20 protein-coding genes are annotated in these 24083 nt (G+C 68.8%); 6 read left to right on the plus strand and 14 right to left on the minus strand.

The features are described 5' to 3' along the window. Positions 1-53 precede the first annotated feature (53 nt). Together IBJ82_RS14390 and IBJ82_RS14395 are read left to right on the plus strand one after the other, a co-directional pair. Positions 54-1607 (plus strand): ATP-binding protein, encoded by a 1554-nt coding sequence (locus tag IBJ82_RS14390; RefSeq protein WP_370585305.1) that lies wholly within the window; start codon positions 54-56, stop codon positions 1605-1607. Then, entirely contained in the window at positions 1604-2302 is a 699-nt protein-coding gene (locus tag IBJ82_RS14395; protein WP_194826440.1) for a response regulator, read from the plus strand. Before IBJ82_RS14390 ends, IBJ82_RS14395 begins: the two co-directional genes overlap by 4 nt. 20 nt (positions 2303-2322) lie before the next feature. Here IBJ82_RS14395 and IBJ82_RS14400 read toward each other — a convergent pair whose 3' ends face one another. The 3 genes from IBJ82_RS14400 to IBJ82_RS14410 all read right to left on the minus strand — a co-directional run bounded on the left by IBJ82_RS14400 (position 2323) and on the right by IBJ82_RS14410 (position 5893). Beyond that, on the minus strand, positions 2323-3651 hold the full coding sequence (locus IBJ82_RS14400) for a cytochrome P450 (RefSeq protein WP_194827137.1): 1329 nt from the start codon (positions 3649-3651) through the stop codon (positions 2323-2325). Positions 3652-3754: 103 nt separating this feature from the next. After that, positions 3755-4468 (minus strand): TIGR03089 family protein, encoded by a 714-nt coding sequence (locus tag IBJ82_RS14405; RefSeq protein WP_194826441.1) that lies wholly within the window; start codon positions 4466-4468, stop codon positions 3755-3757. 3 nt (positions 4469-4471) lie between these two features. Further along, positions 4472-5893 carry an LCP family protein gene (locus IBJ82_RS14410; RefSeq protein WP_194827138.1) on the minus strand — a complete coding sequence of 474 codons (1422 nt, stop codon included), beginning with the start codon at positions 5891-5893 and terminating at the stop codon, positions 4472-4474. Positions 5894-6118: 225 nt separating this feature from the next. Between IBJ82_RS14410 and rfbD the strand changes: the two genes are divergently transcribed. Genes rfbD through IBJ82_RS14425 form a run of 3 tightly spaced genes read left to right on the plus strand, consistent with a single transcriptional unit; the run spans position 6119 to position 9002 of the window. Further along, positions 6119-6970, plus strand: coding sequence for a dTDP-4-dehydrorhamnose reductase (rfbD, locus tag IBJ82_RS14415; RefSeq protein WP_194826442.1), 852 nt, complete (start codon positions 6119-6121; stop codon positions 6968-6970). Between the two features lie 53 nt (positions 6971-7023). Beyond that, complete coding sequence (locus IBJ82_RS14420; protein WP_194827139.1) at positions 7024-7887, plus strand: glycosyltransferase family 2 protein; 864 nt, start codon at positions 7024-7026, stop codon at positions 7885-7887. A 35-nt stretch (positions 7888-7922) separates the two neighbouring features. Next, positions 7923-9002 carry a sugar phosphate nucleotidyltransferase gene (locus IBJ82_RS14425; RefSeq protein WP_194826443.1) on the plus strand — a complete coding sequence of 360 codons (1080 nt, stop codon included), beginning with the start codon at positions 7923-7925 and terminating at the stop codon, positions 9000-9002. A 57-nt stretch (positions 9003-9059) separates the two neighbouring features. Here IBJ82_RS14425 and IBJ82_RS14430 read toward each other — a convergent pair whose 3' ends face one another. The 7 genes from IBJ82_RS14430 to IBJ82_RS14460 all read right to left on the minus strand — a co-directional run bounded on the left by IBJ82_RS14430 (position 9060) and on the right by IBJ82_RS14460 (position 19950). Beyond that, positions 9060-10637 (minus strand): carboxylesterase/lipase family protein, encoded by a 1578-nt coding sequence (locus IBJ82_RS14430; protein ID WP_194826444.1) that lies wholly within the window; start codon positions 10635-10637, stop codon positions 9060-9062. Between the two features lie 297 nt (positions 10638-10934). After that, positions 10935-14690, minus strand: a complete 3756-nt coding sequence (locus IBJ82_RS14435; RefSeq protein WP_194826445.1) for an ABC transporter ATP-binding protein — start codon at positions 14688-14690, stop codon at positions 10935-10937. Next, positions 14687-16030, minus strand: a complete 1344-nt coding sequence (locus IBJ82_RS14440; protein ID WP_194826446.1) for an LLM class flavin-dependent oxidoreductase — start codon at positions 16028-16030, stop codon at positions 14687-14689. Before IBJ82_RS14440 ends, IBJ82_RS14435 begins: the two co-directional genes overlap by 4 nt. Positions 16031-16042: 12 nt before the next feature. Continuing rightward, on the minus strand, positions 16043-16783 hold the full coding sequence (locus IBJ82_RS14445) for an ABC transporter ATP-binding protein (protein ID WP_194826447.1): 741 nt from the start codon (positions 16781-16783) through the stop codon (positions 16043-16045). Then, entirely contained in the window at positions 16759-17610 is an 852-nt protein-coding gene (locus IBJ82_RS14450; RefSeq protein ID WP_194826448.1) for an ABC transporter permease, read from the minus strand. The genes IBJ82_RS14445 and IBJ82_RS14450 overlap by 25 nt, the downstream gene beginning before the upstream one ends. After that, positions 17607-18650: an ABC transporter substrate-binding protein gene (locus IBJ82_RS14455; RefSeq protein ID WP_228537130.1), complete on the minus strand. Its 1044-nt coding sequence runs from the start codon at positions 18648-18650 to the stop codon at positions 17607-17609. The genes IBJ82_RS14450 and IBJ82_RS14455 overlap by 4 nt, the downstream gene beginning before the upstream one ends. A 172-nt stretch (positions 18651-18822) precedes the next feature. Continuing rightward, on the minus strand, positions 18823-19950 hold the full coding sequence (locus IBJ82_RS14460) for an ROK family transcriptional regulator (RefSeq protein WP_194826449.1): 1128 nt from the start codon (positions 19948-19950) through the stop codon (positions 18823-18825). 105 nt (positions 19951-20055) lie between these two features. On the opposite strand from IBJ82_RS14460, the gene IBJ82_RS14465 reads away from it, so the two are divergent. Beyond that, positions 20056-20277, plus strand: a complete 222-nt coding sequence (locus tag IBJ82_RS14465) for a zinc ribbon domain-containing protein (RefSeq protein ID WP_194826450.1) — start codon at positions 20056-20058, stop codon at positions 20275-20277. Between the two features lie 36 nt (positions 20278-20313). Here IBJ82_RS14465 and IBJ82_RS14470 read toward each other — a convergent pair whose 3' ends face one another. The 4 genes from IBJ82_RS14470 to IBJ82_RS14485 are packed head-to-tail and all read right to left on the minus strand — an operon-like array spanning position 20314 to position 24064. Further along, positions 20314-20589, minus strand: a complete 276-nt coding sequence (locus IBJ82_RS14470; RefSeq protein WP_056813149.1) for a SelT/SelW/SelH family protein — start codon at positions 20587-20589, stop codon at positions 20314-20316. A gap of 18 nt (positions 20590-20607) precedes the next feature. Beyond that, complete coding sequence (locus IBJ82_RS14475; protein ID WP_194827141.1) at positions 20608-21006, minus strand: YchJ family protein; 399 nt, start codon at positions 21004-21006, stop codon at positions 20608-20610. 60 nt (positions 21007-21066) lie between these two features. Next, entirely contained in the window at positions 21067-21492 is a 426-nt protein-coding gene (locus IBJ82_RS14480) for a hypothetical protein (RefSeq protein WP_194826451.1), read from the minus strand. Between the two features lie 49 nt (positions 21493-21541). Beyond that, positions 21542-24064, minus strand: coding sequence for an AAA family ATPase (locus IBJ82_RS14485; protein ID WP_194826452.1), 2523 nt, complete (start codon positions 24062-24064; stop codon positions 21542-21544). Positions 24065-24083 lie beyond the last annotated feature (19 nt).

A 24083-nucleotide genomic window follows, 5' to 3' on the forward strand; every position in this document is an offset into this window, starting at 1 on the left:
ATAAGTTTCATATCGATGCATAACGTTCGAGAAATTCAGGTCGGAGGCAAGAGGTGCGACGAGGACGACTGTCGCTCGCGGGACAGGCCTTCGTATGGCAGCTGGTGGTGCTGGCGCTGCTGATCGCCGTGGGCACGATCCTGGCCGTGCTCGATGCCAGGCGCGATCATGACCTGGCCGCGGAAATGCAGGTCAGAGATGTTTCGGTGACGGTAGCGCGGTCGCCGTCGACCTTGGCCGCGGTGAACTCGCCCTACCCGAGCGGGCTGCTGCAACCGACCACCGAGCGGATCAGGGCGGCCACCGGCATGGACTTCATCGTCGTGATGGCGCCCGATCGCACCCGCTACACCCACACCAACCCCGACCTGATCGGCAAGCCGTTCGTCGGCAGCATCGATGGCGCGCTGGCGGGCCAGACGCTGACCGAGACGTTCACCGGCACCCTCGGCCCCTCGATCCGCGCGGTCACCCCGGTCTACGACAACGGCCGGGTGGTGGCGCTGGTCTCGGCCGGGGTCACCCGGGCCAAGATCAGCACCCAGGTGGCCTCCCAGCTGCCCCTGATCCTCGGGGTGGCCGCGGTGGGACTCGGGCTGGCCGCGCTGTCGTCGTTCCTGATCAGCCGCAGGTTGCGCCGCCAGACCCACGGTCTGGCTCCCGACGAGCTGCGCGCGCTCTACGAACACCACGACGCGGTCCTGCACTCCGTGCACGAGGGGCTGGTGGTGTTCGGCGCCCCGACCGAGGCCGCGGAGGTGGTCAACGATCAGGCACGCACCCTGCTCGACCTGCCCGACGGTCCGGTCTTCCGCACCGACCTGCCCGTCTCGCTGCAACAGATGAGCGGTGGCGTGGTGCGCGACGAGACGCACGTGACCACCGACCGCATCCTGCTGGTCAATCAGGACCTGGTCAGCTGGGAGGGCCACGATATCGGCACCGTGCTCACGATCCGCGATCAGACCGAACTGCGCGCGGTGCTCGGTGAGCTCGACTCGGTGCGTGGTTTCGCCGAATCGCTGCGCGCGCAGGCGCACGAGGCGGCCAACCGGCTGCACACCGTGGTCACCATGGTCGAGCTCGGCCGCCCGGATGAAGCGGTGGCCTTCGCGACCGCGGAATTGCAGCTCTCGCAGGTGCTGATCGACCGTCTGCTGGCCGCCGTCGGCGACGCGGCATTGGCGGCGCTGTTGCTCGGCAAGGTCGACCAGGCCGCCGAACGCGGGGTCGGCCTGGCCATCAGCGAGGACACCGCGCTGGATTCCACCGATCCGCTGTCGGCGCACGAGACCGTCACCCTGGTCGGCAACCTGATCGACAACGCGATCGACGCGGCGGCGGGAACCGTCGACAAGCGCGTCGAGGTGTCGGTGTGTCATCGTGACGGCGCGCTGTGGGTCCAGGTGTCCGACAGCGGACCGGGTATGTCGGCCCAGATGTTCTCACGGGCCGCCGAACGCGGCTACACCACGAAATCCGACCACGCGGGCCTCGGCCTCGCTCTGGTGCACCGCCTCGTCGACCGACATCGCGGCACCATCACCACCACGGCCGCACCACACAGCGCGGTCATCGTTCGTATTCCGCTGAAGGAGACACCATGATCCGCGTGCTGATCGTCGAGGACGAGCCGTTGATCGCCCAGGCACATCGGGCCTATCTCGAACGGCTCGACGGTTTCGTCACCGGCGGGGTCGTCCACACCGGACGCGACGCACTGCGGGTGGCGGCCGAGGCGATCGCCGACGGCAATCCGTTCCACCTGGTGCTGATGGACATCGGGCTGCCCGATATCAGCGGGCTCGATGTGGCCGCCGCGCTCAACGGACTGCAGCCGCGACCCGATGTCATCGCGATCACCTCGGCGCGTGAGCTGAACATGGTGCGCAGCGCGGTGGCGCACGGCGTGGTGCTGTACCTGCTCAAGCCGTTCACCTTCGCCGCGTTCCGGGAAAAGCTGGAACGCTACCGCGGTTTCGACACCGCGCTGCCCGCGGGCGAGGCGGCGCTGTCGCAGTACGACATCGACCGCGCGCTCGGTGCGCTGCGCACCGCCGACCAGAAGGCCGGTGCGCCGAAAGGCGTTGTGCAGCACACCCTGGAGGAGGTGTCGCGGGCGGTGCGCTCGGCCGAATCGGGCATCACGGCCACCGATGCCGCCGCGGCCGTCGGTGTTTCGCGGATCACGGCGTGGCGGTACCTCGAGAAGCTCGCCGACGACGGACTGGCCGAACGCCGTGCCGATTACGGCCGGGCCGGTCGCCCGAAGACCCGCTACCGCTGGCGCACGAGCACGTAATCAGCTCGCACGCACCGGACTCAGGCCGGGCGGGACGCGCCCGCCAGGTCTTCGGGCGCCGAGGTGCGCGCCACCGGGCCGAGGTCGACCGGCATGTGTTCGAAACCGTGCAGCGTGAACAGGTTTCGGCGCACCGGCTCGCCGCGTAGCCGCAGGTTCGGGTAGCGGGTGTAGAGCGCGCGCAGAGCGTGCACCGCTTCCATCCTGGCCAGGCTCGCGCCGAGGCAGGCGTGGATACCGCTGCTGAAGGCCACGTGCTCCTTGAGATTGGGACGGTCGATGTCGAAGCGGTGCGGGTCGGGGAAGACCGCCGGGTCGCGGTTGGCCCCGGCCAGCGACAGGATGACCGTCGTCTCGGCCCGCACCAGGTAGCCCTCGACCTCGACGTCCTCGAGCGCCTGGCGCGCGGTGGTCTGTACCGGCGGATCGAAGCGCAGCGTCTCCTCCACCACATCGGGCCAGCGGTCGGGATCGTCCTGCGCGAGCGCGAGCTGATCGGGATGGGCCGACAGCGCGGCCACCGCGTTGCCGATCAGATTGACTGTCGTCTCGAAACCCGCCCCCATCAGCAGACTCGCGCCCGCCTGCAGTTCCGCCAGACTCAGATCGCCCGAACGGACCAGGGTGGACAGGATGTCCTCACCCGGCGCGCGGCGCAGCGTGGCGATGTGGTCGGCGAGGTATTCGTCCATGTCCTCGATCGCGCTCATCGCGGCGCGGTAGGACCGCCATGATGTGCCGATGTCGAGCAGCGGCGTCACCTTGTCGCCCCATTCGAGGAACCTGTCCCGGTCCGGGGGCGGGAAGCCGAGCATCTCGGCGATGATCGCGATCGGCACCTTGGCGGCGAAATCGGTGATCAGGTCGACCGAGCCGTTCGCGGGCATCGCGTCGAGCAGTTCGGCCGTGACCACCTCCACCCGATCCCGCAGCCTCGCGATGGCGCGCGGGGTGAAGGCCGAGGCCACCGGCTTGCGCATTCTCGTGTGCTCGGGCGGATTGATGACCAGCATCGACGGTGGCTCGACCGGATTGGGCAGCACCGCGACCCGTTCGGCGAGCTTGCGCCACGGGGCGGGCAGGTCGTTGCCGAGGGCGGGCCGCACCCCGAATCTGGGGTCGCGCAGGATCGCTCGGACCTGCTTGTGGTCGAACGCGGCGAGGGACAACGGCGTCCTGATCACTCCGCCCGACCCGCGCACCTCATCGATCAGCGGATAGGGATCGTGCAGACCTCGCCGACCGCTGAGCAAGATCGCGAACGGATCGCCGCGACGGGCCTGCCAGCGCAGAACCGCCCGCGGCGCCCCGTGTTCAGCCGACCATCGAACCCAGTATTTCGCAATCATCGCCACCCCTGCCACTCTGCCGAAGTCTTGCTTCGACAGTACGGACGGGATGTGACAGGCGACACGTCCCGGAGGTGGACCCGAACCTATACCTGGGTAGGAGTCAGCGCCGGACGGTCACCTTCTCGGTGACGACCCGATGTTCGACACCGGCCGGATCGGGATTGACGACCTGCACCAGCGAAGCCCCGGCGAACAACACCGCCACGAACCCGTCGATCACTTCCTCCACCGTCTCCCACGGCGTACTCGACAGCACCCGGTCGCCGGCGGAAAACCCTTGCAGCGCGGCGGATTTGCGGGCCATGGTCAGCACTTCGTTCACCGGCAGGCCGTCGAGCGCGGCCCGGAATCCGCCGGGCAGGAACTGATCACCGTGCACCCGCACCGCGGTCGCGAAATCGGTGACGCCCACCGGCAGATCACGCACCGGCGTTCCCATCGCGTCCAGCGACAGCACCGCCACCTCGCCGACACCGTCGGCGTCGTCGAGCCGGTCGGGGGTGACCAGCGCGAGGTCGGCATCGGGGTCGGGGGTGAGCACCACTTCGGTTCCCGCCCACCAGCATCCGAGCAGTACCGCGGCGGTCTGCCAGTGCGCGGGCAACAGCACCGCCACCCTGGCGCCGGGGGTGAGCGCGAATTCGTCGCGGATCAGGTTCGCGGTCTTGGCGGCCCAGTTGGCCAACGTCAGCCCGGACAGTTCGATCCGCGCACCGGTGGCGTCGTCGTACCAGGTGACGCGTGGTCCGGCGGGATCGCGTTCGAGGATCGGGTCGAGGAGGGCGTCGGTCAGGGTCGAGTTCGGCTCACGCATGGGTCAATTCACACATTTCGGTCCGTTCTGGCCTGCGTCGATCGGCGGGGCGGGCGGTATCGGTGTCGCGGTCGCGGTCGCCGAGGATGTCGCGTCGAGATCGAACATGCCTGCCGCGGCCGAGCCGGGACCAGAGTAGTCGCTCGCCAATACCACGCTCACGGTATCCGCCGACACTGTCGCATCGGCTACCACCGTCAGGCCACCGAGCGCCTCGGCGACCGCCGCCGCCTTCGGGTCGTCGACATCGGCGGCCAGCACGCGACTCGAGCTCACGGTGCCGCCGGTGTAATTGCCGACCGTGCCTTCTTTGAATCCCTTGCCCGTCAGGGCCGCCGACACCTTGCCCGCGAGTCCGGTGGCGCCACCCGCGTTGAGCACGTTCACCGTCACCGTCGAGGTGTCGATCTTCGGCGCGGTCGCTTCTTGTTCCTCCTCCCCCACGAGCCCGGCGACGAAACTCTGCACCGTCTTCGGGTCGACCTTGACCACCGACTCCCCCGCCGAGGTCATGCTGTTGAGGTCGGAGACGGGAATGGTCTCGAATTCCACCTTGCCGCCGGACAGATCCTTGAGCTGCTGCAGAAAGGCCAGCACGTCCCAGTCCTCGTCGAGCACCACGGTGCGCCCGACCGCCTCGCTGATCTCACTGAGCTTGCCCGGATTGGCGAGGATCTTGGCATTGAGCAGCTGACCGACCAGTTGCGCCATGAACACCTGCTGACGCACGATCCGGTCGATGTCACCGCGTTCGAGATCATGGCGCTGACGCACGAAGCTCAAGGCCTCCTGACCGTCGAGGCGCTGACGCCCGGCCGGGAAGTCCGCGCCCGACATCGGTTCGTCCACCGCCTGATTCAGGCACACCTCGACCCCGCCGACCGAGTCGGTGAGCAGCACGAAGCCGAGCAGACTCACCTCGGCGTAGTGGTCGACGGTGATGCCGGTGAGGGTGGCCACCGATTTGATGAGGGCCTGTCGGCCCGCCTTGGTCGACGCGCGTTCGGCCTCGGCCTCGGACTTGCCGTCGTCGAGCAGTTCGGCGCGTTCGGTCTCCTTGGTCGAGCCGTACGCGGAGTTGATCTTGGCTTTGCCCTGGCCGCCGATATCGACGTAGGCGTCGCGCGGAATGGAGATCGCGGTGGCCGAGCGGCCGTCGTTGGGAACGCGAATCAGCACGATGGTGTCGGTATTGGTGCCCACCTCGTCGCCCGCGTGCAGCATGGCGCGCTCGGCGTTGGTGAGCGGGTTGCCGTGCGCGTCGGTGCGGCTGTCGACACCCACGAGCAGGATGTCGACGGCGCCGTCGCGCTCACCGCCGAGACCGAGGCCGCCGATCCGGTCGATATTGGCGATCAGGTTGTCGACGCTGCGCCAAGCGAACCCGGTGAGTGCCAGCACCAGCACCGCCGAGATCGCCACCATCAGTTTGGCCGGACCGAAGCCGCCCGCGGGCGCGCTGACCGGTCTTGTCGACTCTCGCACTCGTGCATCCTCTCGACGAACTCCGCGCCCGGACCGCTGCACCCCCGGCATGCACCGCCGTGTCGTTAGCCCGGGCTCGTCCGCGGACACCGGCCTGCACAGGCTAACTAACAGTTACCACACTCGGGCCCAACCGCAGGTGTCCCGGCGTGCCAGACTGGCCGCGTGAATGCCGAATTCCGCGCCCCCGCGCCGCTGATCGTAACCGGCGCGCGTGGTCTGCTGGGGCGAGAGATCCTGCGCCTGGCACCCGACGCGCGTGGCTTCGGGCGGGCCGATCTCGACATCACCGACCGCGCCGCCGTCGACGCCGTCCTCACGCCCGGCGCCGTGGTGATCAACTGCGCGGCCTATACCGCGGTGGATGCCGCCGAAACCGATGTCGAGGCCGCCTTCGCCGCCAACGCGACCGGACCGGCGGTACTCGCCGCCGCCTGCGCCGCGGCGGGCGCGCGGCTGATCCACGTGTCCACCGACTACGTCTTCCCCGGGACCGCGACGACACCGTATGAACCCGGCGACCCGACCGGACCCGCCTCGGTCTACGGACAGTCCAAGCTCGCCGGGGAGCGGGCCGTGCTCGAGCTGGGCGCCCACGTCGTGCGCACCGCCTGGGTGTACGGCGGTGTCGAGGGGGATTTTGTCGCGACCATGCGCAGGCTGGAGGCCGAACGCGACACCGTCAGCGTGGTGAACGACCAGCTCGGCTCCCCCACCAGCGCCGCCGACCTCGCCGCCGCGCTGCTGGAACTGAGCACCCGACCCGACGCCCCCACTGTGCTGCACACCACCAATTCCGGCACCGCCACCTGGTTCGACCTCGCCGCAGCGGTTTTCACCGACCTCGGCGCCGACCCGGCCCGGGTACTGCCGTGCGCGTCCAGCGAGTTCCCCAGACCCGCACCGCGCCCGGCGTATTCGGTGCTGTCTCCCGCGGCCTGGGACGGGGCGGGCCTCACCCCGCTTCGTCCCTGGCGTATCGCACTCACCGACGCACTGAGCCGGTTGTCCGACTAGGCTCCGCAGTCGTGAACGCAGCAGACTCAGCCGATTCTCCAGCCCCCGCCGGCATTGCCGTGGTCACGGTGACCTATTCACCGGGTGAGCACCTCGAGCACTTCATCACCACCCTGGCCGACGCGACCACCGAGAAGCCGCAGGTGATCCTGGCCGACAACGGCTCCACCGATGGCGTCCCCGAGCTCGTCGCCGAGGCCAACTCGCACGTGACGCTGCTGCACACCGGCGGCAATATCGGCTACGGCGGCGCCATCAACCGCGCCGTCGCCGAGATCGATCCGTCGATCGAGTTCGTGATCCTGGCCAACCCGGACATCCGCTGGGGCGTCGACTCCATCGACAAGATGCTCGAGGCGGCCAAGCGCTGGCCGCGCGCGGGCGCTTTCGGGCCGATGGTCCGTGAGCCCGACGGCAGTATCTACCCGTCCGCGCGCCGCGTCCCCGGCCTCGCCGACGGCGCGGGCCACGCGATACTCGGCTCGGTCTGGCCGAAGAACCCCTGGTCGATGCGCTACCGCCAGGAGAACGAGCAGATCTCCGAGCGAGTGGTCGGCTGGCTGTCCGGCTCCTGCCTGCTGGTGCGCCGCGCCGCGTTCGACACCATCGACGGTTTCGACTCGCGCTACTTCATGTACATGGAGGACGTGGACTTCGGTGACCGCATGGGCAAGGCGGGCTGGCACAATGTATTCGTCCCGGACGCCGAGGTGACCCACGCCAAGGGGCACGCCGCGGGCAAGCATCCCGAATTGATGCTGCCCGCCCACCACGCCAGCGCGTACCGCTTCCAGGCGGACCGGCATCCGCACTGGTGGCAGGCGCCGTTGCGGGTCGCGCTGCGGGCCGGACTTGCGGTTCGCTCCCGGATTGCGGTTCGATCGGCGCTGCGTGAGAAAGCGCGAACCGGCGCCTGAGTAGGCGCCGGTCCACTGTGAACAGGGGAAACTCGATGGCAGGCAATGCAGGCACCGACGCGGTCATCCTCGTCGGCGGACAGGGCACGCGGCTGCGTCCGCTCACCCTCTCGGCGCCCAAGCCCATGCTGCCGACGGCCGGGCTGCCGTTCCTGACCCACCTGCTGGCCAGGATCGCCGAGGCCGGGATCACCCACGTGGTGCTCGGCACCTCCTTCAAGGCCGAGGTCTTCGAAGAGCACTTCGGCGACGGCTCCGAACTGGGCCTGGACCTGGAGTACGTGACCGAGACCGAACCGCTGGGCACCGGCGGCGGTATCCGCAATGTGCTGCCCAAGCTGCGCGCGGACAACGTGATGGTGTTCAACGGCGACGTCCTCGGCGGCACCGACCTCGGTGCGATCCTCGACACCCACGAGTCGACCAACGCCGACGTCACCCTGCACCTGGTCCGCGTCAGCGACCCGCGCGCCTTCGGCTGCGTGCCGACCGACGACGACGGCCGGGTCACCGCGTTCCTGGAGAAAACCCAGGATCCGCCGACCGACCAGATCAACGCGGGTTGCTATGTGTTCCGCCGCGAGTACATCGAGAAGATCCCCTCCGGTCGCCCGGTCTCGGTGGAGCGCGAGGTCTTCCCCGCGCTCCTGGCCGAGGGCGCCCGCGTGCAGGGCCACGTCGACGCCTCCTACTGGCGCGACATGGGCACCCCGGAGGACTTCGTGCGCGGCTCCGCGGACCTGGTCCGCGGGATCGCTCCCTCCCCCGCCCTCCCCGGCCAGCGCGGTGAGTCCCTCGTCCATCCCGGCGCGGGTGTGGCGCCGGGTGCGCTGCTCATCGGCGGGACCGTGGTCGGTCGCGGCGCGGAAATCGGCGCGGGCGCGCGACTGGACGGCGCGGTGATCTTCGACGGCGCGGTGGTCGAGGCAGGCGCGACGGTCGAACGCTCCATCATCGGCTTCGGCGCTCGCATCGGTCCCCGCGCACTGGTTCGCGACGGCGTGATCGGTGACGGCGCCAACGTCGGCGCCCGCTGCGAACTCCTGCGTGGCGCCCGCGTGTGGCCCGGCGTGGTCATCCCCGACGGCGGCATCCGCTTCTCCACCGACGTCTGATTCACCCGACGCCGGGTCACCGCCGATATTCTCGGTCGGCGGCCCGGCGTCGTGCTGTCAACTGAAGCCGACGGCCTGATCGCCCCATGCGGTGTGGAGTTCGGCGTCCGGGTTGTCCACGATGCGGTCGATGGTGTCGATGAGCAGGGTGGTGCGGGCGGTGGGGCGGTAGTGGGGCCAGTGTTTGGAGCCGTCGAGCGCGGCGGGCACGCTGTGTTCGGCGAAGGCCAGCCAGCGGCGCTGCATGCGGCCCGAGACCGCGAGCGAGGCTTTGCGTCCGCCCAGCCAGAAGGTGGGGTCGTGGTTGAAGGTGCCGAAATTGCCGAAGACATAGGGTAATTCGGTGGCATGACCCGCTCCGACCCTGGCCGCCTTCAACATCGGGGTGGCGTAGTCGAAGCGATACATCCAGGTCGGCGAATGTTGGGCATGCCCCTCGGCGACCCAGGCCGCAGGCATCCGGAACGCCGCGTCGGTCGACATCGCCAGTGCCCCACGGGTTTTGGTGAGATCGGGGTAGGCCGAGGTGATCTCGGCGATCCGCTCGGGCGACATCTCCGGATGCGAGGCGGCGACATCGCGCAGCATCGCGTTCACCGCGTCGGGCGTCACCGGCATGATCGGTGAGCGCAGCACCCGGAACAGCGACGCCTCATCGCGATTGGTGCCGATCAGCAACGGCACGCGATGCGAACGCCCCTGCTGGAATCGGTCGATCGGGTAGCCCGGCAGCAGATTTCCGTCGACCACGGGTGCCGCGGCGAGCCTGCCCGGTTCCTTGATCGGCACCTCGTCCAGCAGCACCGCCCCGACCTCGACCAGTCGTTCGATCGGCATCTCCAGCAGCCGATTCGTCTCGCCCGGCCCGAGTTCGAGCAGCTCCAGATAGCGCTGCCCGACGACCGCGGCCCGCTCCTGACCGAACACCGTAGTGGCGGGCGGACTCTGGGCGATCGCCTTGTGGAACAAACCGGCCGCGGCGGGTGAAGTGAGCAGTGCGGTCACGCACCCCGCGCCCGAGGACTCACCGAAGAGGGTCACATTGCCCGGGTCGCCGCCGAACGCGGCGATATTGTCGCGCACCCACGCGAGCGCGGCGAGCTGATCGTGCAGGCCGAGGTTCGCGGTGAACTGCTCACCGAACGAGGACAGGTCGAGGAAGCCGAGCACCCCGTGTCGATAGTTCACCGACACGACCACCACGTCGCCCGCCTCGGCGAGCTTGCGCCCGTCGTAGATGGTCTGGGCGGCGGTGCCGAGGCAGTAGGCGCCGCCGTGCAACCAGACCATCACCGGGCGCGGTTCCTCGTCGCTCGGCTCGGGCCGCGGCGACCAGACATTGACCCACAGGCAGTCCTCGCCCATCTGGAGGTCGGAATCCACCGGCACCATCGCACCCATGGCCTGCGGTGCGATGTCACCGAAGACAACGCACTCGCGCACCCCGTCCCATGGCTTCGGGGGCTCGGGCACAGCGAATCGAGCGGGCCCGGCGGGCGCGGTCGCATAGGGAATGCTGCGCCATAGGGCGACCGGCCCATCCCAGGTTCCACTGACCAGTCCGTAGTCGGTCTGTGCCAGTGGGTCGGCATCGTTGGCCCGCGTGTCCGGATCGAAATCGGGCTGAATGCTCATCGCACACCTCCTAGCCGGCACGACCGCACGGGTACCTGTGTATTTGCTCCCGCTGGTCGCAGCACCTGGTGACTTCCTACGAGAGTACGTGCGTACTGCCCGAACGCGCGCTCTACGCGCCATTTCCGCAGGTAACAGTTACTCCGCGGTACAGGAGAAAGCCCCGTTTCGCGACGTCACCCGGCGGTCACGGCGCGGATTCGGCGACGAATGCCGACTCAGTCCGGTCTCCAGGAAAACCGGGGTCGGCTGCCCGCCGGATCTCGCCACACCGGACGGCAGCCGACCTCCCGTCGGTTAGCTGGGAATACGCTGCGCTTCGTCGCCGACGTAGGCGGCCCACAGTCGCCGGTACGGGCCGTCGACGCCGACCAGCTCGGCATGGGCACCGACCTGCACCAGCTTGCCCGCGCCGACCACCGCGATCAGATCGGCGTCGGCGGCGGTGGCGAGCCGATGCGCGACGACGATCGTGGTGCGGCCCGCGGTCAGCACGTCCACCGCGGCGCGCACGCGCGCCTCGGTGGCCAGATCCAGGGAGGCGGTGGCCTCGTCCAGGATGAGGATGTCGGGATCGATCAGCTGTGCCCTGGCCAGCGCGAGCAGCTGACGCTGCCCGGCCGACAGACTGCGACCGTGCGCCCCGATCGGCTGGTAGTAGCCGTGTTCGAGCGCCGCGATCATCTCGTGCGCCCCGACAGCACGGGCGGCCCACTCGATCTCGGCGGGCTCGGCCTCGGGATTGCCGTAGGCGATGGCTTCGCGCACGGTATCGCCGAACAGGAACGGCTCCTGCGGGACGACGCCGAGGCGTTTGCGGAAATCGCGCAGCCGGAACCGGCGGATGTCGACCCCGTCGACGAGCACCGCGCCCTCGGTCGGGTCGTAGTACCTGGCGAGCAGCTTGACCAGGGTCGACTTGCCCGCGCCGGTCTCACCCACCAGCGCGACCTTCTGGCCCGGTTCGATCCGCAGGTCGAGCCCGTCGAGCACGGTGCGCGCCCGCGACGAGTATCCGAAGCTCACCGCGCGCAGTTCGATCGCCCCGTCGAGGCTGGTCACCGGGAGCGGATCGGCGGCTTCCGGCGTGTCGACCGGCGTGCGCAGCAGTTCACCGATGCGGTCGACACCGACCACCGCCTGCTGATAGCTGTCGAATACCTGCGAGAGCTGCTGAATCGGGGCGAACAGCAATTCGATGTAGAGCAGGAACGCGATCAGCGTGCCCGCGGTGAGCACGTCGTCGCGGACCTGGTGCACACCCACGGCGAGCACGGCGGCCGTGGCGATCACCGACATCAGTTCGATGCACGGGAAGAACACCGCCATCAGCACCTGCGAGCGCAGCCGCGCGTTGCGGTAGGCCCACGACCGGCTCTCGAACTCGGCCTGGTTCACCGCCTCCCGGCGGAACGCCTGGGTGACGGTGATGTTGTCGACGTTCTCCTGCAGGTAGGCGTTGACCGCGCTCACGCGTTCCCTGGCCAGGTTGTACGCGGGCACCGACGCGCGCCGGAAGGCCACGGTCGCCACGCCGAGCACCGGCAGCAGCACGAGGACGACCACGGCGAGCCCGGCGTCGATCACCAGCAGCGCGGCGACCACGCCCGCGATGGTGACCGTGCTGGTGAGCGCGGTGGCCAGGCCGGTCTGCAGGAACGCCGACAGCCCGTCCACGTCGGTGGTCATCCTGGTCATGATCCGGCCGCCGAGCTCGCGCTCGTAGTACTGCAGGCCGAGGCGTTGCAGGTGGGCGAAGGTCTTCACGCGCAACCCGTAGAGCAGCCGTTCGCCGACCCGCCCGGTGACCCGCACCTGGGCCACGCTGATCGCCCAGTCCACCACCACGACCACGATCGCCAGCGCGGCCGCGCCGATCACCACGTCGCGCGCGCCGGCCAGCACCCCGTGGTCGATGCCGTAGCGCACCAGGAACGGGATCAGCACCTGGGCGATGGCATCGAGTCCGACCAGGCCGAGCCCGGCGAGCAGCGGCCAGGTGAACGGGCGAAGCAGTCGCGGCAGAGAGAAGGCGGTGTCGGGAGTATGGGAGAACGACGGGTCGACCTCGGGTTCCCCCGATACCGGCGGCAGCCGATCGAGCAGGGCGACGATATCGCCGCTCGGTGGCGCGCTCGCCATCATGCCCCCGCCCACGCCACCGGCCGGACCCGCGGGCGCACCCGCCGATCGGCGCGCGAACGCCTTGGCCAGGTGCTCCATGGTGCGGTCGTCGTCGGAGTCGACTTCCGGCGCCACCCACAGTTCCTCGGTGGCGACGCGGGTGGTGTCGCGGTGCGGATCGGTGCCGATGCCGACGACCTCCGGCGGCGTGAACAGAGCACGGAACAGCTCACCGGATTGCTGTAGTTCGCGCAGCGTGCCGAGTTCGGCGACGCGTCCGCCGTCGAGGACAGCGACCCGATCGGCGAGCGAAAGTGTCGAGATACGGTGCGCGACAACGATGGTCGTGCGCTTGCGCAGCTCGGCACCGATCCGCTGGTAGATCTGCTCCTCCACCTGGGCATCGATGGCCGAGGTGGCGTCGTCGAGCACCAGCACCGGCGCCTCGGTGAGCAGGGCGCGGGCCAGGGCGATGCGCTGACGCTGCCCGCCCGAGAGTCGTTGTCCGCGTTCACCGATGGTGGTGTCGATGCCCTGCGGCAGTGCGGTGACGAACTCGTCGGCGGCGGCGAGATACAGCGCGTGCCAGACCTGTTCGTCGCTCGCGTCGGGCCTGCCGTAGGCGACATTGGCGCGGATCGAGTCGGCCATCAGGTGCGTGTCCTCGAAGACCATCGCCACCTGAGCGCGCGGGTCGGGCAGCTCGCGCAGATCGACGCCGTCGAAAAGCACCGCGCCCGAATCGGGTTCGAGCAGCGCGGGCAACAGCGACACCAGGATCGTCTTGCCGCTGCCCGCTCCACCCGCGATGGCGACGGTCTCGCCGGAACCGATCCGCAGATCGAGGCCGTTCAGGATCGGTGTGTCGTCGAAACCGAAACCGACCGCGTCGAATTCGATCGACGGCGGCTCGGCGGCTTCGGCCCCATTCTGCGCGCCGGCGCCTCGTGTCCCCACCGCACCAGGCACCGCGCCCGCATCGTCGGGCGCTTCGATCACCTCGCGCACGCGGTCCAGTGACGCCTTGCCCTGCTGACTCACGGTGAGCAACATCGAGAACTGCCGCACCGGCCCGACGAACGCGCTCAGATAGGTCATGAACGCGAGAAACGTGCCGAGCGTGATGGATTGACGCAGCGCGAGCAACCCGCCGACGACCAGGATCAGCGCCTGCCCCGCCGCGGGCACCGCCTGCACGACCGGGGTGAACCGGCTGGTGATCCGGGCGACCCGCAACCGCGACCGATAGAGCACGCGCGCACGCGCACTCAACTGCTCCAGTTCGTACTGCTCCTGCCCGAAGCCCTTCACCACCCGCACACCGGCCACCGCGGCCTCGACCTGCATCGCCACCTCGGCGGCCCGCGCCTGCGCGTCCCAGTTCGCGGGGAACAGCTGCCGCTGGCTGCGCCGGGTGACGATCCACAGTCCCGGCAACACGACCAGCGCGATCAGGGACAGCGTCGGCGACATCACCGTCATCAGCACCAGCACCGCGAACAGCAGCGCCACATTGCCCGCGATCATCGGGATGAGCTGCAGGAACATCTGGATCAACGTGACATCGGTGATCGCCCTGCTCACCACCTGCCCGGTGCGCAACTGCGCCTGCTCGCGCCCGTTGAGCCGCAGCAGCGCGGCGAACAGGTCACGGCGCAGGTCGTGTTGCACCCCCAGCGACAGTTCCGAGGAGGCCACCCGGCGCGCGTACGACGACCCGAACCTCGCGGCGCCGATCACCAGCAACAGCACCACCCACGGCGTTACCGAGGCCGCCGTGGCGCTGAGCGTGTCGACCACATGCCGCACCACCAGCGGCAGCGCCGCGGTGAGCAGCGCCGCCGCCAACGCACCGGTGTAGCTGATGATCACCAGCCGCCGGTGCTCGAGACAGCGGCGGGTCAGGTAGCGGATCCAATCCGATCTCATCGGGCGGCCACGAGCGCGTCCGCGTCGTCGAACTGGTTGGCCGGGCGCGCGAGACCGTAGTGGCCGCGCAGCGTGGTCTCGGTGTACTCGGTGCGGAACAGGCCGCGCTCCTGCAGGATCGGGACGACCTCGTCGACGAAGCGCTCCAAACCCGACGGCAGCACCGCGGGCATGATGTTGAAGCCGTCGGCGGCGCCCTGACGGAACCAGTCCTCGATGGCGTCGGCCACCTGGACCGCGGTGCCGGCGAAGGTGCGGTGCCCACGTCCGCCGCCGAGTCGGGCGATCAGCTCACGCAGGGTGAGTCGTTCGCGCCGAGCCAGATTCACGATCAGCGTGAAGCGGCTCTTCGCGCCCTCGATGTCGTCCTCGGTGGGCAGATCCTCGGGCAGTTCGCTGTCCAGATCGAGCTCGTCGATCGGCAACTTGAAACGCTCGGCGAGCTGCTTGCGGGCGTACTCGGGCGAGATCAGCCGGGCCAGTTCGTCATCCAGCTCGCGGGCCTGCTCCTCGGTGTCGCCGATAATCGGGACGATGCCGGGCAGGATCTTGATGCTCTCCGGGTCGCGGCCCGCGGCGACGGTGCGCGCCTTGAGATCGGTGTAGAAGGCCTTGGCGTCCTCCAGTGTCTGCTGCGCGGTGAACACGGCCTCGGCGTAGCGGGCGGCGAACTCCTTGCCGTCCTCCGACGATCCGGCCTGCACCAGCAGCGGATATCCCTGCGGGGAACGCGGCAGGTTCAGCGGTCCGTCCACCCGGAAGTGCTCGCCGTGGTGCAGGATCTTGCGCACCTTCGAGGCATCGGTGTGGATGCCGAGTTCCTTGTCGGCCAGCACGGCGTCGTCGTCCCAGCTGTCCCACAGTTTCGTTGCCACGTCGACGAATTCGGCGGCCTTCTCGTAGCGCAGCCGGTGGTCGGGGGTGTCGTCGAGACCGAAGTTGCGGGCCGCGTCGGCGCCCGCGGTGGTGACGATGTTCCAGCCTGCCCTGCCGTTGCTCGCCCAGTCCACGGAGGCGAAACGGCGGGCGAGGTTGAAGGGGTCGTTGTAGCTGGTGGAGGCCGTGGCGATGAGACCGATCCGGCTGGTCTGCACGGCGACCGCGGTCAGGATGACGGTCGGCTCGAGCTTTCCACTCGGCCTGCGGCCGGGATCGCCCATCAGTACCGGGCTGTCGGCGAAGAAGATCGAGTCGAGCTTGCCGCGCTCGGCGGTCTGGGCGAGGCGGACGTAGTAGTTGATGTCGGTGTGGGCGTGCGGATCACTCTCCGGCAGCCGCCAGGCCGCTTCGTGGTGGCCGACCGACATCAGGAAAGCGTTGAGGTGCAGGTGTTTCGACATGAGAAGTGCCTTTCAGGCCGCACGGTCGGCGACGCCGAGTGCGGTGAGCAGGGTGTGACGAATGCGCCCGAACGCGGGCAGGCTCGGATCGCGCTGGCCGCTCAGCTCGACCGGAGTGTCGAGCGAGAGGCGTCCGTCATCGAGCACGATCACCCGGTCGGCCAGGGCGACAGCCTCATCGACATCGTGGGTGACCAACAGGACGGTCGGGCGATGCCTGCTGATCAGGTCCCGCAACAGGGCGTGCATCTTGATCCGGGTGAGCGCGTCGAGCGCGCCGAAGGGTTCGTCGGCCAAAAGCAGATCGGGTTCGCCGACCAACGAGCGGGCCAGCGAGACCCGTTGCTGCTCACCACCGGAGAGTTCCCTCGGCCAGGCGCGTTCGCGGCCCGCGAGGCCGACTTCGGCGAGTACCCGCTCGGCCGCGGCGCGGCGCGTTCTCGGCTGTCCGTAGAGCACATTGGGCAGCACCCGCTGCCAGGGCAGCAGCCGTGAATCCTGGAACACCACCGAGGTTTTCGCCGGTATCCGCAGCGTGCCGTCACCCTCGACGTCGTAATCGAGTCCGGCCAGTGCCCGCAGCAGCGTGCTCTTGCCCGAGCCGCTGCGTCCGAGCAGGGCGACGAACTGGCCGGGCGCGATGGTCAGGTCGATCGAATCGAGCACCGTACGGTCACCGAATTTGCGAGTCAGCGAACGAACCTCGACCCCGGCGACCTCGGGCTCGCTCACCCCGCGATAGTGCGTCGCCATGACAGCACCCTCCGTTCCACCAGGCGGATCGCCGAATCCGAAGCCAAGCCGAAGATGGCGTAGACGACCAAGCCGACCAGGATCACGTCGGCCTGTCCGTAGTTCTGCGCGTTCGACATCATCTTGCCGAGTCCGTCGATGGCGTTGACCGTCTCGACCACGATCAGCACCAGCCAAGCACTGGTCACCGACATCCGCAGACCGAGGAAGAAGCCGGGCAGCGATCCGGGCAGTACCACGCTGCGAATGAATTCCGCGCGCGAAACTCCTTGCACCTCGGAGAGTTCCACCAGCTTCTGGTCGATCGTGGTGAGCGAGGCGTGGGTCTGGATGTACATGTGCACGACCACGCCAAGGGTGATGAGCACGAGCTTGAATTCCTCGCCGATACCGAGCCACAGGATCATCAGCGGAATCAGGCCGAGGGTGGGAATGGCCCGTTTGATCTGGACCGGGCCGTCGATGAGCGATTCACCCCACCGGGAAAGGCCCGCGATCACGGCGAGCGTAGTCCCGATGAGCACACCGATGACCATGCCGATCAGCACCCGTTGCAGCGACACCCCCAGATTGGCCAGTAGCGGCCCATCGACCAGCAACTCCCAACCGGTGTTCAGGACGGTCCACGGCGCCGACAGTTTGCGCGGGTCGATCAGTTCGAGCAGTGAGCCCGCGGCCCATGCTGCGACCACCAGGATCACGCCGAACAGGCGGGCGGCGGGGACGGCTTTGCGCAGGCCGAGTCGGCGCAGGGTGCGCCGCTCGACGAAACCGTCGTCGAGCGGCTTCGCGACCGGAATCGCGGTGCGAGACAGTGTGATCGTCATTGCTGCCCCTTGGTGCGATACGTCGCCGACACCGCGTCGAACGCGATCTTCTCGAATCGGCGGTCGAACAGTTCGTCGGCGGGGAAGGAATTACCGAAGAAACCGGCTTCGGTCACCAGATCGATCGTCTCCTGTTCCCAGGTGATCGCCTCGTTCCAATTCTCCGGGAAATACGGCTTTTCCGTCGTCGCGATAATGCGTTTGCCGTCCTCGACCGACACCGTCTGATCCTTGACGTAGTACGCGTCGATCCATTCCGTGGGATGCTCCCAGGCCCAGACTTCGCCGCGTGCCCAGAATTTCACGAATTCTGCGATGGCAGCGGCTTTGCTGTCGTCACGCAACACCGAGGTGGGCGCCCACAGCACGGTCAGCGCGTCGACGGCGGGAGTGTCGATCGCGGCGGCACCGTCGACGCGATACTTGTCGAGGTACTTGGTCAGGGTCGGTTCACCGAACGGGGCGACGTCGATTTCCTTGGCCTGCAGGGCGGTGAGGAACTTCGTGCTCGGAAGCTCCACGAGCTGCACCTCGTCGGTGCGGATGCCCGCCGCCTTCAGCGTGCGCAACACCACCAGCCCCTGCGCCTGACCCGGCGAGAAGCCGATCTTCTTCCCGCGCAGCCCGTCGAGGCCGGTGAAGTTCGATCCAGGGGCGGTGGCCAGCTTGTACAGCGGGGTCGTGCGCACCTTGACCCCGACGATCTTCGCGTCGAGACCGCTGGCGTGCGCATGGATCGGCGGAATGCCCGCGTTGGTGGCCAGGTCGACCGAACCGCCGCGGAAGGCCTGGATGACATCGGGACCGGCCTGCACGGCGGGCCACGACGACACCGTGAACGGCAGTTTGCTCAGGTCTCCGGATGCGGTCAGTGCCACTTTGGCGGTATTGGCCGCGACCGCGAGCGAGACCCCGGCGGCGACCTCGGTGGGCAGGGGGCTGGTCAGCGCGGCGCCGTCCTGGTCGCCGGTGGCACAGGAGACCGCGAGCAGCGAAGCCGCTGCGGCGAGAAGGGCTATTCGTCGAATACTTTTACGCAAGGTGATTTCCCGGATTTGATCGAATAATTATCGGCGACGGAATTCGAACCGCGACAACACAGCACATCCGACGTAACCCGGGCGACGCCGGACTGCATTTTGTTCATAGTGTCAACTGTCGCGGGTGACGCCGCTTCCGGTCAATATTCGACTGCCTTAAAATAACCACGAATCAAACTGCTTGCGCGACAACCGTGTTCAGTGGATCACTGAACAATTCCTGCAAGACCACCCCGGCGGCCGCCATCACCAACACTTGGCCGGGGAACGTCGACGCGAAGATCACCTCGGCCGGGTCGGCGCCGATCATCGAGTGGGCGCGCACCGCCTCGTCGTAGGCTTCCCGGACGCCGGGCACCGTGATCAGGCCACGGTCGATCAGTACCAATGCTTCGGGGTCGATCAGATCGATCAGTGCCGCGGCGACCTCACCCATCACCGTGGCACGCTCGATGAAGTACTCGCGTTCCGGGCCGCCCGCCGCGGCCGCCGCCACCAGGTCGGGGAAGCCCTCGAACCGGCCGACGGTCTCGGCACGCGCCAGCAACGCGTGGTCGCCGAGTCCGTCGAGTGCGAATCTGTCGGTCGTGCCGAGTAATCGGGCGATCGAGCCCGCCCCGAAATGCGGCCCGCAGTGGACGCGGCCGTGCACGGCGATGGCGGCGTCGATGACATTGCCGACGAACAGCACAATCGAGCTCGCCGAGCCGCGTAAACGTCCGTAGAGCTGTTCGGCGTGCACCGTCGCACGAGTATGGCTGTCCACGCTGACGGGTAAACCTGTTCGGGCGCTGAGGTATTCGCGCACCGGCACATCACGCCAGCGCAGGTAGGAGTGTTCGACGACCGAACCGGTGGCGGTGTCGACGCGACCGCCGATCGCCACCCCGAGCCCGCGGATCCGCACCCGGTCTGCCAAGTTCGCCCCGACCGCGCGTACCCGCTCGAGCACGGCGTCGAGGATGTCGTAGGGGGCATGGGTGCGATGGGGCACCTGCTCGCTGTGCAGCACCGAACCGGCGATGTCGACCACCGCGACGGTGATCTGCACCGCCGCGATATGCACGGCGATCACCACATTGGCGGCGGCGTCCAACGCGATCGGACTGTGCGGTCTGCCCACGCCACCCGGCCCGGGTGACTCCGGCAGTTCGACGAGCAGTCCCGCCTCGACCAGCGCCCTGCTCTGCCAGGTGACCGTGGCCGGTGAAACCCCGGCGTGCCTGGCCACCACGCTGCGCGGTGCCGACCCGAGGTCGAGCACCGCCCGCAATACCGCCCCCGCGCTACTGTTCGCCATGCGCCACCTCGCCATCACCGCCGTTCGCTCACGGTACGGAGCGCAGGGTCCACGGCGAAGCGTTCGGCGCACCGTGATCACAAGCATCGGCCTTACACTTGGCCGATGCCGAACTACAGCTTCCGGTGTCGTTCCTGCGGCGACACGTTCGACGTCAACCGGCCGATGGCGCAGTCCTCGGACCCCGCCGCGTGCCCCGCGGGCCACGACGACACCGTCAAACTGCTCACCACCTTCGCGGCGGTGGGACGCGGGTCGGCGCCGACCCCGGCGCCCGCGCCCCGACCGGCAGGCGGCGGTTGCTGCGGTGGCGGCGGCTGCTGCTGACCCCGTTGACCGGAGTGCGCGGCCGCCGCTCGGACGTCAGTCGCGGCGGTCGGAGTGGCCGAGGTCGCGCTCGGGGGCGATCCGGTCGCGGACCCGCTGCTTGAGGACGGCGATGTCGGGAAAGCCGCCGTCGGCCTTACGCTCCCAGAGCTGTTCGCCGTCCAGGGTGATGCGGAAGATGCCGCCCTGGCCCGGAACCAGCGCCACCTCGCCCAACTCGGTGGCGAACGTGGTGAGCAGTTCCTGCGCCATCCAGCTCGCGCGGAGCAGCCAGCGGCATTGGGTGCAGTACTCGATCGCGATGCGGGGCACGACAGCAGTATCCCTGTTTCAGGCCTGGAACGTGCCGTCGAGATAGACCCACGCGCCGTCGACCCGGACGAAGGTGCTCAGCTCGTGCATCGCGTCTCGCGAGCCGTCGAGCTTGTAGTGGGCGATGAATTCGACGGTGCCGTTGTCGTCGAACGGGCCGCCGCGCTGGGTGCCGACGATCTCGAGGAACAGCCAGCGCTGGTCCGCGTCGAGTTCGAGGTCGGCGGGGCGGGTGCTGGGATGCCAGGAGCGCAGCAGATAGTCCACATCGCCGACGGCGTAGGCGGTGTAGCGCGAGCGCATCAACGTTTCCGCGGTCGGCGCGGGCTTGTCCCCGGCCAGGATCGGTCCGCAGCAGGCATCGAACGGCTCGCCACGGCGGCACGGACACGGTTTCACTTCACCCATGCCGCACATCCTGCCGGACCCGCCGGCCACACCGCGCACCCCAGGTCCACCATCACTACCCTTCGCCGATCACCCGAACGGCTGGTGGGCAAGGGGCGCGAGCTCCAACGCTCGCGCCAGCTCGGCGGTCTGATCCCGCCAACGCCGTAGGTCGGTGACACTCGGCGCCATCTCGTAGTCGAGATGATGTGCCGCCCGCGACAGCGCCGCCCACAGCGCACCGACCTGACCAGCGGTCTCGGGCCCCGCGTACACCCGAAGCGCGAGCAACTGAGCCCGCATCGGACACCGCATCAGCTCCGGCGCCACCTGCGCCCACAACTGATCCACCGCCTGCTCGAGTGCCAACCGCAGGATCCACGCCACCGCCCGCGACCACACCCCGCCGGCATCCGACACCGACCCGCCCAGCAAATTCTCGGCCGCTTCCAGCCGCTGCGCCACCGACGGCCTCGGGCTGAACTTCGCGCGAGCGGGCCTGCCACGGCGATTCACGACGACCCCGCCGCGCCGGCGAGGCCACGCGGCAGTCCGGTCGAGCCGCTCATGTTCGCACCGCGTTCGGCTCGTGGGCTCGCAGCCAAGTGATGAATCGTTCGGTGTCACTGATCAATTCACGCATCGGACGATCGATCGGCACGTGCGCTCCCGCGGTGGCATCGCGGAGGACGCCGACGAGCCAGCGTCCACCGACCGTGCTCAGGTGCTTGTTCAGGTCGTCCACGCGTGCGCCGACGCCCATGATGGCGAGGGTGATCATGGCGCGGGTGGTGTGCGCGTTGCGCACGCGCCGCTCCACTTCACCGTGCTCGAGACCGCCTGCCAGCAGTTGCTGGCGGGCCTTCGCCAGCCCGGCCGCCTCGATCGCCGAACGGCAACAGGTCGCGACGAGTTCGTCGGCGATGGCGGCGGGCAGCTGCGGTGTGCGGAGCAGGGATCGGGCGTCGTCGAGATAGCGGCGGACCGGGTCACCGGTCACCCTGACCTCGACGATCGACCGTTCACGACGCTGGACCTCGAGCACCGTCGCGTCGAGCTGCATGCGGCGCACCGCCTCGGCGAGACGCTCGTCATGGGTGAACACCACCACCTGCCGCGTCGCCGCCACCTCGGCGAGCACCCTGGCCAGCCCGTCGACCTTCGCGGGATCCATCGCCTGTACCGGGTCGTCGATCATCACGAACCGGAAAGGGCTGTGCGCCACCGTGGCTCGCGGCAGGAACAGCGACAGTCCGAGCGCGTGCAGCTCTCCCTGACTCATTACCCCGAGCGCCGCGCCGTCCACTTCGTCGACGGTGACATCGAGCAGCACCCGCCGCGCCGTCCCCGCGCTGCCCTGCAACCGGATCGCGCCCAGCTCCACATTGCTCTGCTGGCGTAGGGTGCTCCACACCCAGCGCGCCGTGGTCTCCAGCGGCCGCATCCGCTCCTCACGGATCGTCGCCGTCGCCGACTTGAGCCAGTCGGCCGCCTTCTTCACCACCCGCAGTTCACTCGCGTGGTCGGCGACGGCGCGGGCGGGGTCGAGCCAGGCGAGGATGCGCGGGACCAGCGGCGACCACACCGTATCCAGGCGATCCAGCGCGGTCCGCGTATCTCGTTGCAGTGCACCGAGTTCCACGGTGAGCTCGGCATGGATCGTGCGCAGCCGATCCGGGAGCTGATCTTCGTAGTCTGCGGTGGCGAGCTCGGCCCACTCCGACCAGAGCTGCCCGACGATTTCGCGCCGCCTACGCAACGAGTCCGAGGCAGCGTACGAACTGGATATCCCCGCGGGATGATTCGCTCGACGTGCTGTTGGTTCGAAGGTCGGCGCCGGATTCGAGGGGCCTGCGGTTGCCGGGCCGAGCTCGGTCGGCAGATCTGCCAGCAGGTTGCGGGCCGCCACGAGAGCGGCGTCGAACTCCGCCGTGGCCGCCTGAAGAGCGGCGAGTTCCTTTGTCCGGTGAGCGATTTCGGAATCCGCGGCGGTGATCCAGTCGGCATCGAGTTCGTCGCGTCCGCAGACCGGGCAGGGGCACGAACCCGACGCGGTGACGTGTTCGCGTGCCCGCGTGAGCAATGTGAGAACTCGCAGATCGGCATCGGTGTCGACGGTCGCGTGGCGCGCCACATTCCGAGCCGCTTCGGCGAGCCGATCCGCCGTGGCGGCGACCTGCGAGGTATCGGGCAAGGTCAGCCGCAGGATCGCGCGCAGACCCTCCGGCCCGTCGATGCCGAGGACCGAGTCGGCCACCGCGCCCGCTACCGCGTCGAGATCGGGGTCCGGGGTGCGGAGCAGGTCTGCCACACCGTGGGCACGTTCGTCATCGGCCTCGGCGAGCTCGACCAGCAGGTCGGCGTGGGACTGGCGCGAATCCTTCACGGCGCGTTCGAGTTCGAGCTTGCGCAGTCTGATCTGTTCTGCCGCCGCGGCCAACTCGTCGAGGCCGAGCAGGCGATGCAGCGCGTCGAACAGGTCGCTCGGCTTCCCGTCGACGAGCGCGCCGAGCTCGCTGTAGGACAGAAACGGCCGGTACAGATCGAGCCGTTGCCGCTGTACGTGCGGGTCCACCGCTGTCGCCGGTTCGGATCCGCGCCGCTCGGTCCACTGCGCGTCGGCCAGTTCCGCACGCTCGTCCCAGCGGGTGGCGACCGAGACCTGCGGCTCCTCGCCCGCGGTGAGCAGCTCGACATCGATCCGGGCCGTATCGGGTTCGTGCAGGTTGCGCCAACCCTCCCGCCATGCGGTCGATCGGCCGTCCCAGCGCCGATTTCCACCGGTCAACGCGAATTCGGCGGCCTCGGCGAAACTCGACTTCCCGCTGCCGTTGCGACCGACCACCAACGTCAGGCCGGGGCCCGGATTCAATCGCAGCGTCGCCGCGGGTCCGATCCCACGGAAGCCCTGCACGGTGATCGACCGCAGAAAGACCCCGGTATCACCGGAATCCGTTGCGGCCGAATCACCGTCGACAGTTGTGAGCGCGGCAAGCACGCATTCGGCGACCCGTTCCTCCACTACCGGGTCGGCGGCGAGCTCGCGCGCGACCACCTCGGCGATCCGATCCGAGCACACTGGCGACATCCCCCTTCGCGTCGGCGCG

Origin of the sequence: Nocardia sp. XZ_19_231 (assembly GCF_015355705.1) — a bacterium.
Classification (GTDB): domain Bacteria; phylum Actinomycetota; class Actinomycetes; order Mycobacteriales; family Mycobacteriaceae; genus Nocardia; species Nocardia salmonicida.